This is a genomic window from Pseudomonas sp. LTR0 (assembly GCF_036630035.1).
GTDB classification, from domain to species: Bacteria; Pseudomonadota; Gammaproteobacteria; order Pseudomonadales; family Pseudomonadaceae; genus Aquipseudomonas; species Aquipseudomonas putida_Y.
This window is the reverse complement of sequence record NZ_CP123734.1, coordinates 3639569-3654834: the sequence shown is the minus strand read 5'-3', so window position 1 is coordinate 3654834 and position 15266 is coordinate 3639569. Positions and strand designations below refer to the sequence as shown.

General features: G+C 61.5%; 13 protein-coding genes. 9 read left to right on the top strand and 4 right to left on the bottom strand.

Going from position 1 to position 15266, the window contains the following annotated elements:
* Positions 1 to 18: 18 nt before the first annotated feature.
* On the bottom strand, positions 19 to 1944 hold the full coding sequence (locus QCL51_RS16865) for a transglycosylase SLT domain-containing protein (RefSeq protein WP_103462801.1): 1926 nt from the start codon (positions 1942 to 1944) through the stop codon (positions 19 to 21).
* 220 nt (positions 1945 to 2164) lie between these two features.
* On the opposite strand from QCL51_RS16865, the gene QCL51_RS16860 reads away from it, so the two are divergent.
* A complete protein-coding gene (locus QCL51_RS16860; RefSeq protein WP_021785432.1) occupies positions 2165 to 4093 on the top strand; it encodes an ATP-binding cassette domain-containing protein in 1929 nt (642 codons plus the stop codon).
* Positions 4094 to 4200: 107 nt separating this feature from the next.
* Here the strand turns inward: QCL51_RS16860 and QCL51_RS16855 are convergent, their stop codons facing one another.
* Positions 4201 to 4641 (bottom strand): universal stress protein, encoded by a 441-nt coding sequence (locus tag QCL51_RS16855; protein ID WP_021785431.1) that lies wholly within the window; start codon positions 4639 to 4641, stop codon positions 4201 to 4203.
* A gap of 109 nt (positions 4642 to 4750) precedes the next feature.
* Between QCL51_RS16855 and QCL51_RS16850 the strand changes: the two genes are divergently transcribed.
* The 7 genes from QCL51_RS16850 (at position 4751) to QCL51_RS16820 (ending at position 13085) form a co-directional block, all read left to right on the top strand.
* Complete coding sequence (locus QCL51_RS16850) at positions 4751 to 5188, top strand: hypothetical protein (protein ID WP_021785430.1); 438 nt, start codon at positions 4751 to 4753, stop codon at positions 5186 to 5188.
* A 517-nt stretch (positions 5189 to 5705) separates the two neighbouring features.
* Complete coding sequence (gene fadB, locus QCL51_RS16845) at positions 5706 to 7853, top strand: fatty acid oxidation complex subunit alpha FadB (protein ID WP_021785429.1); 2148 nt, start codon at positions 5706 to 5708, stop codon at positions 7851 to 7853.
* 31 nt (positions 7854 to 7884) lie between these two features.
* Positions 7885 to 9060, top strand: a complete 1176-nt coding sequence (gene fadA, locus QCL51_RS16840; RefSeq protein ID WP_010953128.1) for an acetyl-CoA C-acyltransferase FadA — start codon at positions 7885 to 7887, stop codon at positions 9058 to 9060.
* A 76-nt stretch (positions 9061 to 9136) separates the two neighbouring features.
* Entirely contained in the window at positions 9137 to 9388 is a 252-nt protein-coding gene (locus tag QCL51_RS16835; RefSeq protein ID WP_021785428.1) for a DUF1653 domain-containing protein, read from the top strand.
* A gap of 100 nt (positions 9389 to 9488) precedes the next feature.
* The gene (gene topA, locus QCL51_RS16830; protein WP_021785427.1) at positions 9489 to 12098 is read left to right on the top strand and encodes a type I DNA topoisomerase; all 2610 of its coding nucleotides are present in this window, start codon (positions 9489 to 9491) and stop codon (positions 12096 to 12098) included.
* 187 nt (positions 12099 to 12285) lie between these two features.
* Entirely contained in the window at positions 12286 to 12801 is a 516-nt protein-coding gene (locus QCL51_RS16825; protein ID WP_103462800.1) for a DUF6586 family protein, read from the top strand.
* A gap of 50 nt (positions 12802 to 12851) precedes the next feature.
* On the top strand, positions 12852 to 13085 hold the full coding sequence (locus QCL51_RS16820) for a hypothetical protein (RefSeq protein WP_003248777.1): 234 nt from the start codon (positions 12852 to 12854) through the stop codon (positions 13083 to 13085).
* 50 nt (positions 13086 to 13135) lie between these two features.
* On the opposite strand, the gene sulA is transcribed toward QCL51_RS16820, so the two are convergent.
* Positions 13136 to 13612 (bottom strand): SOS-induced cell division inhibitor SulA, encoded by a 477-nt coding sequence (sulA, locus tag QCL51_RS16815; protein ID WP_103462799.1) that lies wholly within the window; start codon positions 13610 to 13612, stop codon positions 13136 to 13138.
* 13 nt (positions 13613 to 13625) lie between these two features.
* Entirely contained in the window at positions 13626 to 14234 is a 609-nt protein-coding gene (lexA, locus tag QCL51_RS16810; protein WP_010953131.1) for a transcriptional repressor LexA, read from the bottom strand.
* A 285-nt stretch (positions 14235 to 14519) separates the two neighbouring features.
* Between lexA and QCL51_RS16805 the strand changes: the two genes are divergently transcribed.
* On the top strand, positions 14520 to 15227 hold the full coding sequence (locus QCL51_RS16805) for a TetR/AcrR family transcriptional regulator (RefSeq protein WP_021785423.1): 708 nt from the start codon (positions 14520 to 14522) through the stop codon (positions 15225 to 15227).
* Positions 15228 to 15266 lie beyond the last annotated feature (39 nt).

Below are 15266 nucleotides of genomic sequence, written 5' to 3'. Positions count from 1 at the left end.
GTACAGGCTCAACAGCAATCACATGTCATCGAAATACCGTTCATGCCAATCCACCAATGGCTGCGGTGAATTCAGCTTTTGCCCGTAGATCACCGAATACGACAGCACGTTCTGCACGTACTGGCGTGTTTCGTCGAACGGGATCGACTCTACCCACACATCGAAGCTCAGGTGCTTGGCGCCTTTGAGCCACTGGCGCACACGCCCGGGCCCGGCGTTGTAGGCTGCCGAAGCCAGCACCCGGTTGCCGTTGAACTGGCTGTGTACCTGGCTCAGGTAGGCTGCACCCAGCTGGATGTTCTTGTCCGGATTCAGTACTTGCGCCGGAGAGGCCAGCGGGATACTGAACTTGCGTGCGGTTTCCTTGGCCGTGGCCGGCATCAGCTGCATCAGGCCGCTGGCGCCCACGGGTGAGCGTGCGTCCTCCATGAAGGCGCTTTCCTGGCGAGTGATGGCGAATACCCAGCTCGAATGCAGGCCGCGAACTTTGGCTTCGCGCACCAGCGTGTCGCGGTGGGCCATGGGGAAGCGGATGTCCAGGTCGTCCCAGTAACGGGCCTGGCTGATGGTGCGGATGGCCGGGAAGTACCAGCGCAGCTCATAGGCCAGGCGTGCCTGTGCGACCATTTCGTCACGGGTGAAGTGGCGGCTGACGTGGTACCACTCACGGCGGCCATCAACGATCTGGCCGCGGGCGTGGAATTCCAGTGCGCGCTGGATACCGGGCGTGTTGCGCACCTTCTTGACCAGTTGCGGGCTCAGTAGCAGCGGCTTGTTGTTCATCTGGTACGGTGTCTGTGCCCGGTCGGCGGCGAGGAAGCCATAGAAGTCACGCTCACGCGCTGCGGTCTTGTAAAGCAGCGGGATCTGCGGGTTGTTTGGCTGTGCCAGTTCCAGGCTGCGAGCCTGCCAGTACTTCCAGCGGCTGGTGCTGGCCAGGTCCTGGGGAAGGCGCTTGGTCAACTCGTAGGCGTCCTCCCAGCGGCCCAGGCGCAGCAGCAGCCGAAGGCGCCATTCGCTGACGGTGTTGTCACGCAGCTCGGGGTCGTAGCGGGTCATCAGGTCGAGGGCGCGTGGGTCGTAGCGGCGTGCGAGGGTCAGGCCGATTTCGCGGGCGATGGCCACCTTTTCGTCACGCGAGAAGTGCATGCGCTGGGCGTAATCGTCGAGCAGTGCCATCGCCCGCTCCGGGTTCTGCCGGGCCAGGCGACGAAGGCCGAGGCTGACCACGTCGGACATGGCCTCGTTGACCGGGGTAAAGCGCGACGGCTGGTTGAGCAGCTCAGGCTTCTGCGCGACGTCGACCAGCAGGCGCCCCTGTGAGCGGAGGGTGGTCAGCGTCTTGGCCAGTGTGTTGGCCAGGCCGTAGTTGCGCGCCTGGGCTGCCAGCTTGGTGCGTGCCCAGCGCTTGGCCTCGGTCAGCTGGCCTTCGGCTGCCCACATGCCGAACAGCGTGTCACAGGCGGCAGGTTGCGATTTGCCGACGTTCCACAGCTTGTCGGCGGTGGCGTAACCTTCGGCGCGCAAACCGTGGCTGAGCTGGTATTGGCCGTTGAGGCAGTCCAGTTCGGTGAAATTGAGCTTGGGGTCGTAGTACTTGACGAAGGTATCCCACTCGCCGCGTTCGGCCAGCCAGCGCAACCAGCGCAGCTTCATCCAGTTGGCCTGGGGCAGGTCGCCGTGCTTGGCAAGGAAACCTTCGATTTCCTGGTTGCTGGCGGTTTTCAGGCGGGCTGTGAGTTCGTCGTAGGCCAGGTAGGGCGTCAGCGGATAGTCGCTCAAGGCCTGGGCATAGCGCAGGTAGGGGCCTTTGTCGCCTTTTGCCAGCGCGCGCTTGGCCTCGTCATAGTACTGGCGTTGCAGGGTCAGGTCGGTGGCCTGTGCCGCGCAGGTGGCAGCGGTAAGCAGCAGGCAGGATGCGATATGTAGCAGGCGGCTGCGCATGATACGTCCGGGCAGTTGAACCATGGGAAGTGTCGGCGGAGCCAGCACTGTTGAAAGCTATTGCCTTAGCTTAGCCGTTTGCCGGCAGTGGGTGAAAGCGCTGTGCGTGTATCGGGATATTAAGTTCGACCAGATGTCGCCAGGCGCTCACCGGTTGGCCTGGCGGATGCCGTCGGGGGCCAAGTCAGGTAGAATGCGCGCCCGATTTATGGAGACGAACATGACCCTGCTCAAATTCAGCGATGTGTCCCTCGCATTCGGCGCCATGCCGCTGCTGGACAAAGTGTCCTGGCAGATCGCTCGTGGCGAGCGGGTGTGCATCATCGGCCGCAACGGCACCGGCAAGTCGAGCATGCTGCGCCTGGTCAAGGGCGAGCAGAAGGGCGACGACGGCGAAATCTGGCGTGCCCCGGGCCTGAAGATCGGTGAGCTGCCGCAGGAGCTGCCGGTGGCCGACGAGCGCACAGTGTTCGACGTGGTAGCCGCTGGCCTGGACGGCGTGGGCGAGTTGCTGGCGCAGTTCCACCACCTGAGCATGAACATCCAGGGCGATGAAGACCTGGAAAAGCTCATGCACGTCCAGCACGAGCTGGAGGCCCGCGACGGCTGGCGCCTGCAGCAGGTGGTGGAAAGCACGCTCAGTCGCCTGCAGTTGCCGGCCGACAAGACCCTGGCCGAGCTGTCCGGTGGCTGGCGCCGCCGCGTGCTGCTGGCCCAGGCGCTGGTGTCCGAGCCCGACCTGCTGCTGCTCGACGAACCGACCAACCACCTGGACATCGGTGCCATCGCCTGGCTCGAAGAGGCCCTGCGTGGCTTCAACGGCGCGGTATTGTTCATCACCCACGACCGTTCGTTCCTGCAGAACCTGGCCACCCGCATTCTCGAGCTGGACCGCGGCGGCCTGATCGACTGGAACGGCGACTACGCCAGCTTCCTGGTGCACAAGGAGGCCGCACTGGCCGCCGAGGAAACCGCCAACGCGCTGTTCGACAAGCGCCTGGCCCAGGAAGAAGTGTGGATTCGCCAGGGTATCAAGGCCCGGCGTACCCGCAACGAAGGCCGTGTGCGTGCACTGAAGGCCTTGCGTGTGGAGCGTGGCGAGCGCCGCGAACGACAGGGCAAGGCCAACATCCAGATCGAAGCAGCGGACAAATCCGGCAAGCAGGTAATGGTGCTGGAAAATGTCAGCTTCCATCACCCGGACGGGCCTCTGCTGGTCAAGGACTTTTCCATGGTCTTGCAACGGCAGGACCGCATCGGTCTGCTGGGCGCAAACGGCACCGGCAAGACCACTTTGCTCAAGATGATGCTGGGCGACCTTGAGCCCACTGCGGGCAAAGTGGAGCGCGGTACCAAGCTCGAGGTGGCTTATTTCGACCAGATGCGCCACCAGCTCGACCTGGAAAAGACCGTGATCGACAACCTGGCCGAGGGCCGTGATTTCATCGAGATCGATGGCCAGAACCGCCACGTGCTGAGCTACCTGGGCGACTTCCTGTTCAGCCCCCAGCGTGCGCGCACGCCGGTCAAGGCGCTGTCGGGTGGTGAGCGTGCGCGGCTGCTGCTGGCCAAGCTGTTCAGCAAGCCGGCCAACCTGCTGGTGCTCGACGAACCGACCAACGACCTGGACGTGGAAACCCTCGAGCTGCTGGAGGAGGTGCTGTCCAACTACAAAGGTACCGTGCTGATGGTCAGCCACGACCGGGCCTTCCTCGACAACGTCGTCACCAGCACGCTGGTGTTCGAAGGCGAGGGCAAGGTGCGTGAGTATGTGGGCGGCTACGAGGACTGGATTCGCCAGGGCGGCTCGCCGAAGCTGCTGGGTGTGACCGAGAGCAAGGGCGGCAAATCCGCGCTCAACAGCGCGGTGGTGGAGAAGGTCGAGGCCAAGCCTGAACCTGTTGTTGCGGCGGTGGTGGAAGAGCCTTCGAAGAAGAAGCTCAGCTACAAGCTGCAGCGTGAGCTGGAGATGCTGCCGGGGCAGATCGACGAGCTGGAACAGCGTATGGCCGAGGCTCAGGAAGAAGTGAATGCGGCGGGTTTCTATCAGCGGCCGATTGCAGAAACTTCGGCGGTGTTGGCACAGATCGAGAAGCTGCAGGGCGAACTGGATGCACTGGTAGAGCGCTGGGCTGAGTTGGAAGGCTGATTGGCGTTAGCCTGTTTCGGCCTCTTCGCGGGTAAACCCGCTCCTACAGGGATCGCCATACCCTTGCAGGCGCGGGTTTGCCCGCGAAGAGGCCGGTTCAGGTCAAATCAATCCTTCTTCAGCAAGCGCACCGCCAGCACGTCACACGGCGCACCGTGCAGTACATCGTTGGCCGTGGAGCCCAGCAGCAATGCCAGGCCGTGACGGCCATGGCTGCCGACCACAATCAGGTCGCAGTTCTGGTCCTTGGCCAGCTGGTGGATTTCCTGGCGCGGTTGGCCGTAGGTCAGGTGCGAGTCGCCGCGGTTGATTTCCGGGTATTTGTTGAACAGGCGGTCCATGCGCTCCTTGGCCTGGTCGAATTGCTGCTGTTGCAACTGCGACAGGTCCATCGGTACGTCACCACCGAAAGCCATGGCCATCGGTTCGACGATGTGCACCAGGGATACCTTGGCTTTCGAAGGTTCTGCCAGCGCCATGGCGCGCTTGATCACCGGGTCGCACTCTTCGGTCAGGTCGACGGCGACCAACAAATGTTCGTATTTCATGAGCGGTACTCCTGACAATCGCGATAGAAGAAGTATGGTCGCTTTAGGGCGGGTCTACCGTGAAAATGGCTAACCAGCTCATTTGCAACGCTTTATGGGAACTACTGATATGACGGTATTGCTGGTGGTGTCAATCCTTGCGCTGATTCTTAGCCCGCTTTCCTGGCTGCGCAGTTCGCGCAAGCAGAGCGAGCAGATGAAGTTGCGCCTGGAGGCACGGCGCATGGGTCTGGCCATGCAATTGGCGCCGCAGCAGTGGCCGCACTGGCTGGAAAAGGAGCCGCCAAGCCCCTGCCCGCAGTATCACCGGGCCCGGCGCCGTGGGCATGAGGACAGCTTCAGTTTCTGGCAGGTCAGCCCCGGGGTGTGGTGGAATCAGTGGCGTGAACCCTGTGAAGACCCACGCTTCATGGGCGCCTTGTCGCGTTTGCCGGCGAGTGTGTACAAGGTAGAGGCCGATGCGCGGATGATTGCCTTGTACTGGACCGAGCGCGGCGATACTGCTGTATTGCAGGATGTTGCCCATGCTCTCGAAACCTTGGCCTGACAGGTAACCACACATCCTGGGGTGACACCAACCCCGCTCCCACAACGACAAAGCGGCGGCTCGGCATGACCCTGAAGGGGTGGGGTGCCAAGTCGCCGCTTTGCGTTCTGCTGCGCAGAAAAGGCCAGGCAGGCCGGGTATTCATTCAAGCAAGAGCCAGTGTAGTCGCCCTGGCTCGCCGCGCAAGCGCAAAGCACTCCAGCCAATACGTGTGGTCAATCGCTGACATGAATGACCGGCGATCACTGTCATCATGTTTTGTACCCGAACGATAGAAAATGACTGGAAAGTCGCGTTTTCGCCGTGCTCGTGAGCATTTGACAACGCCCATCTTTTCGGAGAATGTGTGCACACCCAAATCAAACGGGCGTATGAATTGAGCGTTTGTATGTCATGACGCCAAGCCATACTTCCGACTAGCGCGCTGACGGGTGTGCCTGGGGCAGGGCAGCTAGGCCTGCTTCTGCTGCAGCGATCGGCGTGTACAGTTCAGCTTCCATATCGTGGAGATCAGTTGATGATTTACGAAGGTAAAGCCATCACGGTTAAGGCTCTTGAAAGTGGCATCGTCGAGCTCAAGTTCGACCTCAAGGGTGAGTCCGTCAACAAGTTCAACCGCCTTACCCTGAACGAGCTGCGCCAGGCCGTCGATGCCATCCAGGCCGATGCCTCGGTCAAGGGCGTGATCGTCAGCAGTGGCAAGGACGTGTTCATCGTCGGCGCCGACATCACCGAGTTCGTCGACAACTTCAAGCTGCCTGAGGCCGAACTGGTCGCTGGCAACCTGGAAGCCAATCGCATCTTCAACGCCTTCGAAGACCTCGAAGTGCCGACCGTTGCCGCCATCAACGGCATCGCGCTGGGCGGCGGCCTGGAAATGTGCCTGGCGGCCGACTACCGGATCATGTCCTCCAGCGCCAAGATCGGCCTGCCGGAAGTCAAGCTGGGTATCTACCCGGGCTTTGGCGGTACCGTGCGCCTGCCACGCCTGATCGGCTCGGACAACGCTATCGAGTGGATCGCCGCCGGCAAGGAAAACCGTGCCGAAGACGCCCTGAAAGTGGGGGCTGTCGACGCCGTGGTCGCCCCTGAGCTGCTGATGGCCGGTGCCCTCGACCTGATCAAGCGTGCCATCAGTGGCGAGCTGGACTACAAGGCCAAGCGCCAGCCGAAGCTGGAGAAGCTCAAGCTCAATGCCATCGAGCAGATGATGGCCTTCGAGACTGCCAAGGGCTTCGTCGCAGGCCAGGCCGGCCCCAACTACCCGGCCCCGGTCGAAGCGATCAAGAGCATCCAGAAAGCCGCCAACTTCGGTCGCGACAAGGCCCTGGAAGTCGAAGCCGCAGGCTTTGCCAAGCTGGCCAAGACCTCGGTCGCCGAGAGCCTGATCGGCTTGTTCCTCAACGATCAGGAACTCAAGCGCAAGGCCAAGGCGCATGACGAGATCGCCCACGACGTGAAGCAGGCCGCCGTGCTCGGCGCCGGCATCATGGGCGGCGGTATTGCCTACCAGTCGGCGGTCAAAGGTACGCCGATCCTGATGAAGGACATCCGCGAGGAAGCCATTCAGCTGGGTCTGAACGAGGCCTCCAAGCTGCTTGGCAACCGCGTCGAAAAGGGTCGCCTGACCGCGGCCAAGATGGCCGAGGCGCTCAACGCCATTCGCCCGACCCTGTCCTATGGCGACTTCGCCAATGTCGACATCGTCGTCGAGGCTGTGGTCGAGAACCCGAAGGTCAAGCAAGCGGTGCTGGCGGAAGTGGAAGGCCAGGTGAAGGACGATGCCATCCTCGCTTCCAACACCTCCACCATTTCCATCAACCTGCTGGCCAAGGCGCTCAAGCGCCCGGAAAACTTCGTCGGCATGCACTTCTTCAACCCGGTGCACATGATGCCGCTGGTTGAAGTGATCCGTGGTGAGAAGTCCAGTGAAGTGGCGGTTGCCACCACCGTGGCCTACGCCAAGAAAATGGGCAAGAACCCGATCGTGGTCAACGACTGCCCGGGCTTTTTGGTCAACCGCGTGCTGTTCCCGTACTTCGGCGGCTTCGCCAAGCTGGTCAGCGCCGGTGTCGATTTTGTGCGTATCGACAAGGTCATGGAAAAGTTCGGCTGGCCGATGGGCCCGGCCTACCTGATGGACGTGGTCGGCATCGACACCGGTCACCATGGCCGCGATGTGATGGCCGAAGGTTTCCCGGACCGCATGAAGGACGAGCGTCGCTCGGCCGTTGACGCGCTGTACGAGGCCAACCGCCTGGGCCAGAAGAACGGCAAGGGCTTCTACGCCTACGAAACCGACAAGCGCGGCAAGCCGAAGAAGGTCTTCGATGCCACCGTGCTGGACGTGCTCAAGCCTATCGTGTTCGAGCAGCGTGAAGTGACCGATGAAGACATCATCAACTGGATGATGGTCCCGCTGTGCCTGGAGACTGTGCGCTGCCTGGAAGACGGCATCGTCGAAACCGCTGCCGAAGCCGACATGGGCCTGGTCTATGGCATTGGTTTCCCTCCCTTCCGCGGTGGTGCGCTGCGTTACATCGACTCGATCGGTGTGGCCGAATTCGTTGCCCTGGCCGATCAGTACGCCGACCTGGGGCCGCTGTACCACCCGACCGCCAAGCTGCGTGAAATGGCCAAGAACGGCCAGCGCTTCTTCAACTGAGCGGTCAACGAGCTAGAGCGAGAGATTTGATATGAGCCTGAATCCAAGAGACGTGGTGATTGTCGACTTCGGTCGCACGCCAATGGGCCGCTCCAAGGGTGGCATGCACCGCAATACCCGCGCTGAAGACATGTCGGCGCACCTGATCAGCAAACTGCTGGAACGCAACGGCAAGGTCGACCCGAAAGAAGTCGAGGACGTGATCTGGGGCTGCGTCAACCAGACCCTGGAGCAGGGTTGGAACATCGCCCGCATGGCCTCGCTGATGACCCCGATCCCGCACACCTCTGCGGCGCAGACCGTCAGCCGCCTGTGCGGTTCGTCGATGAGCGCCCTGCACACGGCTGCCCAGGCAATCATGACCGGTAACGGTGATGTGTTCGTGGTAGGTGGCGTGGAGCACATGGGCCACGTCAGCATGATGCATGGCGTCGACCCCAACCCGCACCTGTCCTTGCATGCCGCCAAGGCTTCCGGGATGATGGGCCTGACTGCGGAAATGCTCGGCAAGATGCACGGCATCACCCGTGAGCAGCAGGACCTGTTCGGCTTGCGTTCGCACCAGCTGGCCCACAAGGCCACTGTCGAAGGCAAGTTCAAGGATGAGATCATCCCGATGCAGGGCTATGACGAGAACGGCTTCCTGAAGGTGTTCGATTTCGACGAAACCATTCGCCCGGAAACTACCCTCGAAGGCCTGGCATCGCTCAAGCCTGCGTTCAACCCGAAAGGCGGTACTGTCACTGCCGGTACCTCGTCGCAGATTACCGACGGCGCATCGTGCATGATCGTGATGTCCGGCCAGCGTGCGATGGACCTGGGTATCCAGCCATTGGCGGTCATCCGCTCGATGGCGGTGGCGGGTGTCGACCCGGCGATCATGGGTTACGGCCCGGTGCCATCGACCCAGAAAGCCCTCAAGCGTGCCGGCCTGACCATGGCTGACATCGACTTCATCGAGCTCAATGAAGCCTTCGCTGCACAGGCCCTGCCAGTGCTGAAAGACTTGAAAGTGCTCGACAAGATGGATGAGAAGGTTAACCTGCACGGCGGCGCGATTGCCTTGGGCCACCCGTTCGGTTGCTCCGGGGCGCGGATTTCCGGCACCCTGCTCAACGTCATGAAGCAAAATGGCGGTACTCTGGGTGTTGCGACCATGTGCGTCGGCCTGGGCCAAGGTATCACCACTGTCTTCGAACGCGTCTGATCGCGTAGCGGGACAGCAACCGGGGCCTTGTGCCCCGGTTTTGTTTTTTTCAGGTTTTATTCAGGAGGTGTGCAACATGCAGATACAACCAGGCGTCTACCGGCATTACAAAGGGCCTGAGTACCGTGTCTTCAGTGTTGCGCGGCACTCCGAAACCGAAGAGTGGATGGTGTTCTACCAATGCCTGTATGGTGATTACAGCTTCTGGGTACGCCCCCTTTCGATGTTCGAGGAGTCCGTAGAAGTTGACGGCGAGCAGGTGCCACGCTTTGCTTTGGTCAAGGCCGAAGAGGGGCTGCCCGGGTTGCTGGGCAAGTCGCACGACTGATCGTCCGAGCTTGACCTCACACTTTTGCCACTATATATAGCGGTGCCGCGTCTGGCACTTGGCGCGTTTTTTATCTTCAGATTCAGGAATACTCCGATCCATGGGCAAATCGCTGGTCATTGTGGAATCCCCGGCCAAGGCCAAGACCATCAACAAGTACCTGGGCAACCAGTACGTGGTGAAGTCGAGTATCGGCCATATCCGAGACCTCCCCACCAGCGGTTCGGCCAGCGCGAGCAAAGAGCCGGCCGCCAAGCGTGGCAAGGCTGCGGGTGAGGCGCCGGCGCTTTCGCCGAAAGAAAAGGCCCGCCGCCAGCTGGTGGCGCGCATGGGCGTCGACCCCGACCATGGCTGGAAGGCCAAGTACGAGATCCTGCCTGGCAAGGAAAAGGTGATCGAAGAGCTGCGCCGCCTGGCCAAGGATGCCGACACCATCTATCTCGCAACCGACTTGGACCGCGAAGGGGAAGCCATTGCCTGGCACCTGCGCGAGGCCATCGGGGGTGACGACACCCGCTACAAGCGCGTGGTGTTCAACGAAATTACCAAGAAGGCCATTCAGGAGGCCTTCTCGCAGCCGGGCGAGCTGGACATCGACCGGGTCAACGCCCAACAGGCGCGGCGTTTCCTCGACCGCGTGGTCGGTTACATGGTTTCGCCATTGCTGTGGGCCAAGATTGCTCGCGGCCTGTCCGCTGGCCGTGTGCAGTCGGTAGCGGTAAAGCTGGTGGTGGAGCGTGAGCGTGAGATCCGCGCGTTCATCCCGGAAGAGTACTGGGAAATCCACGCCGACCTCGGCACCGCCAAGAACGCCAAGGTGCGTTTCGAGGTGGCGCGCGAGAAGGGCGAGGCCTTCAAGCCGCTGAATGAAGCTCAGGCCATGGCTGCGCTGGAAAAGCTCAAGGCTTCCAGCTACAGCGTGGTCAAGCGCGAAGACCGCCCGACCAGCAGCAAGCCATCGGCACCGTTCATTACTTCTACCTTGCAGCAAGCGGCCAGTAACCGCCTGGGCTTCGGTGTGAAGAAAACCATGATGATGGCCCAGCGCTTGTACGAAGCCGGTTACATCACCTACATGCGTACCGACTCGACCAACCTGTCGGCTGACGCCCTGGATATGGCGCGCAGCTACATCGAGCGGGAGTTCGGCAAGCAGTACCTGCCGGAGGCGCCACTGGTTTACGGCAGCAAGGAGGGCGCCCAGGAGGCGCACGAAGCGATTCGACCTTCTGACGTGAATACCCATCCGACCAAGCTCAGTGGCATGGAGCGTGATGCTGAGCGCCTGTACGAGCTGATCTGGCGCCAGTTCCTGGCTTGCCAGATGCCGCCAGCGCAGTACCTGTCCACCAGCGTCACCGTCGCTGCCGGCGATTTCGAGCTGCGTGCCAAGGGCCGCATCCTCAAGTTCGACGGCTACACCCGTGTGCTGCCCCAGCAGAGCAAGCCGGGCGAAGACGACGTGCTGCCAGAAATGGTTCAGGGCGAAGCGCTTAAACTGATTCAGATCGACCCGAGCCAGCACTTCACCAAGCCACCGGCGCGCTTCACCGAAGCCAGCCTGGTCAAGGAAATGGAAAAGCGCGGCATTGGCCGCCCATCGACCTACGCGGCGATCATTTCCACCATCCAGGACCGTGGCTATGTGACGCTGCACAACCGCCGCTTCTACTCCGAGAAGATGGGCGACATCGTCACCGAGCGCCTGTCGGAGAGCTTCTCCAACCTGATGGACTACGGCTTTACCGCCGTCATGGAAGAGAACCTCGACGACGTGGCCCAGGGCGAGCGTGACTGGAAGAACGTGCTCGACGAGTTCTACGGCGACTTCAGCAAAAAGCTGCAGACTGCCGAGTCCAGCGAAGACGGCATGCGCGCCAACCAGCCGACCATGACCAACATTCCGTGCAAGGAATGTGGCCGGCCGATGATGATTCGCACCGCCTCTACAGGAGTGTTCCTGGGTTGCTCTGGCTACAGCCTGCCGCCGAAAGAGCGCTGCAAGGCTACCGTCAACCTGGTGCCGGGCGACGAGATTGCCGCTGACGACGAGGGCGAGTCGGAATCGCGCGTACTGCTGGGCAAGCACCGTTGCCCGATCTGCGCCACGGCGATGGACGCCTACCTGCTGGACGAGAAGCACAAGCTGCACATCTGCGGTAACAACCCGGACTGTGTAGGTTACGAGATCGAGGAAGGCAACTACCGCATCAAGGGCTACGAAGGGCCGAGCCTGGAGTGCGACAAGTGCGGTAGCGAGATGCAGTTGAAGACTGGCCGTTTCGGCAAGTTCTTCGGCTGCACCAACCCGGCGTGCAAGAACACCCGCAAGCTGCTCAAGAGCGGCGAGGCGGCGCCGCCGAAGATGGACAAGGTAGACATGCCGGAGCTCAAGTGCGAGAAGGTAGACGATACCTACGTGCTGCGCGACGGTGCTTCGGGGCTGTTCCTGGCAGCCAGCCAGTTCCCCAAGAACCGCGAAACCCGCGCGCCGCTGGTGCTGGAGATTGTGCCGCACAAGCATGAGATCGACCCGAAGTACCACTTCCTGTGCGATGCACCGCAGAAAGACCCGGATGGCCGCCCGGCGGTGATCCGCTATAGCCGCAAGACCAAGGAGCAGTACGTACAGTCCGAGGTCGATGGCAAGCCGACCGGTTGGAAGGCGTTCTACGACGGCAATGCCTGGAAGGTTGAAGACAAGCGCTGATCCATCGGTGCTGTAATGTGGGGCCGCTTTGCGCCCTTCGCGGGCCTGCCCGCTCCCACAGGTATCGCGCCGCCCTTGAATGTGGCGCTGTACTGGTGGGAGCGGGCAAGCCCGCGAAGGGCGCAAAGCGGCCCCAATCATTTATGATGCAGATATCCGCCTTGTAGCCTTATGGGAGGGCACTGAAATGGCCCAGGAACTCTACACCCGCACCAACCAGAAACTGTTCTTCGCCGGCCTCGCCCTCGAGTCCATGGCCAAGGCTGAACAAAGCCAGGCCATGAATGCCCAGGGCTTGGTTCAGGCTGAACGCGAGTCGGCGCTGTTCCACCTGTATGGTGCTCTGTTGGGGCTGTGCCATGAAATCGGGGGCTTCTACCGCCTTCCGGTTGTCGCAACGGTGGAGCAGGCCCTGGCCGACGATGCCCTTAACGGTATAACCATCCCCGAAGTGGCCGAGTTGCTGGAACTGGCCCGCCAGCGGGAAACCTGGCTGGCGCAAATGCTCGGTGCTTATGCCGATTTGTTCCGACCACCGGTCGCCAGAAAAGCGCCGAAAACCGACGTTACCCAGCCCCTGATTCAAGCCGTCAATCTTGATGAGCCTGAGCATCCAGCGCTGTCGCGTGCCGAGCTGGAAGGCTGGCGAAATGACCTCAAAAGTCTGGTGAGACGTTTCCGTGACGCGTTGAGTGAGTGCTGATAGCCGCAACGGCTGGTACAATAATCGCCTTTCGCGGAGAACTGCCATTTATGTCTACGTCTTTTCTGGAAATTGTCGAGTTGCCTGATGGCCGCATCGAACTTCGTCGCGCCGAGGATGAGGGCTCTCTGGTAACCCTGGATTTCTCGGAAGACGCCAAGGTGTTCCTGCAGGGTCAGCATGTGGAAGTGGCCAAGGCCATGCTCAGTGTGGGCGTGCAGATGGCCGGTCGCCTGATGGATGGCGAGCTTGAGCGTGATGAAGGGCCGCGTGTGCTGCACTGAGTGTGCAGCAGCGTATCAGGCTATTTGAAGTGACAGGCAAAGCCTGAACATCAGCCGAGGCGGATGTTCAGGCTTTGTGCGTTTCCGGCACTGGCTGCACGTAGCAGTTGCTGGCGTGCAGTGGCGTTGACGTTGCCCAGCCAGCTCACCACGGTGTGGCTGAGGCCCAGGCGCAAGGCCTCACAGGCCAGCTGCAGCGCGCTTTGATTGCTGCGGGGTTGCAGCAGCAGAATACGTTCACGGTTGAGCCCGGCATCGCGCAGCCAGGCCTGGGTCAGGCTTGGCGGCGGGGCGATCAGGGTCAGCCAGCGGGCCTCGTCCTCTTCGCTCAGCTCGCGCAGCACCGGTGCCAGCAGGCTTTGGCAGTGGCCAGGGGTGCCGCGCAGCGACAGTTCGCTGAACAGTTCGGGCTGGCTGCTCTTGCGCGCTGGCTCCCTGGCTTTCAGGCCTGGCAGTACGGGCTGTGCGAGGAATGCTTCGAACAGGGGCAACTGGGCTTGCTCGGGTGCGTGAATGAACTGCTGCATGACGCCTCCTGGATCAGCGGCGAATGACGCCGACGCTCAAGCCCTCGATCACCAGTTCCTGTTCTTTCAGGTCGACTTCGATGGGGGCGAATTCGGGGTTTTCGGCAAGCAGCCAGACTTTGCTGCCTTCGCGCTTGAAGCGCTTGACGGTGACTTCGTCGCCGATGCGCGCCACCACGATCTGGCCGTTGCGGGCCTCACGGCAGGTGTGCACAGCCAGCAGGTCACCGTCGAAGATGCCGACGTCCTTCATGCTCATGCCGTGTACGCGCAGCAAATAGTCGGCTTGGGGGTGGAAGAAGGCAGGGTTGATGTTGCAGGATTGCTCGATGTGCTGTTCGGCAAGAATCGGCGCACCGGCAGCTACCCGGCCGATGATGGGCAGACCGGCTTCTTCGGCCTTGGCTTCCAGGCCAGGGATGCGGATGCCGCGGGAAGCGCCCGGCGTCATTTCGATCGCGCCCTTGCGGGCAAGCGCCTTGAGGTGCTCCTCGGCGGCATTGGGCGACTTGAAGCCCAGCTCCTGAGCAATCTCCGCGCGGGTGGGCGGGAAGCCGTTGTCTTCCAGGCAGCGCTTGATGAACGCGAGAATTTCGGCTTGGCGTGGCGTCAGTTTCAACATGGTAAGCGCTCTGTCTTTTTGTACAGTGACTGGGATTATATACAGTGTCGGGCCCGCTGCAAGCTCCAAGCTGCAAGAAAGGGTGAAACGGCAGTCCTTCCAACCTTTTCAGTCACCCCTGAAGCGATTTCGTGATATCCGGCCGGTGTTGCTGTTATTTGATGCTTGCAGCTTCCAGCTTGCGCCTTTTAAATGGCGACCGCCCAGTCACCGAGCCTTGACAGACGCAGGGCTGAAACGTATGTTTCAAACACCTGTTTGTCTGGCGGAGTAGTCGGAGTAGTCATGGCCCAATCGGAAACCGTTGAACGCATTCTCGATGCTGCCGAGCAGCTGTTCGCGGAAAGGGGGTTCGCCGAAACCTCGTTGCGGCTGATTACCAGCAAGGCCGGGGTCAACCTGGCGGCAGTCAACTATCATTTCGGCTCCAAGAAGGCGCTGATCCAGGCTGTTTTCTCGCGTTTCCTTGGCCCGTTCTGCGCCAGTCTCGAGCGTGAACTGGAGCGGCGCCAGGCCAAGCCGGAGCACAAGCCCAGCCTCGAAGAACTGCTGGAAATGCTCGTAGAGCAGGCGTTGGCCGTGCAGCCGCGTAGCAACAACGACCTGTCGATCTTCATGCGCCTGCTGGGTCTGGCGTTCAGCCAGAGCCAGGGTCACCTGCGGCGTTATCTGGAAGACATGTACGGCAAGGTGTTCCGCCGCTACATGCTGCTTGTGAACGAGGCTGCGCCACGCATTCCGCCACTGGAACTGTTCTGGCGTGTGCACTTCATGCTGGGTGCCGCGGCCTTCAGCATGTCCGGTATCAAGGCCTTGCGGGCGATTGCCGAGACCGACTTCGGCATCAACACTTCGATCGAGCAGGTGATGCGCCTGATGGTGCCGTTCCTGGCGGCAGGCATGCGCGCTGACAGCGGTGTGACCGACGAGGCGATGGCAACTGCGCAGCTGCGCCCGCGAACAAAGACCAGCTCGGCTACCGCCAAGGCCTGAAGGCTGGGCGTGGCAGGGCGCTTCCGCTAAGCTAGCGCC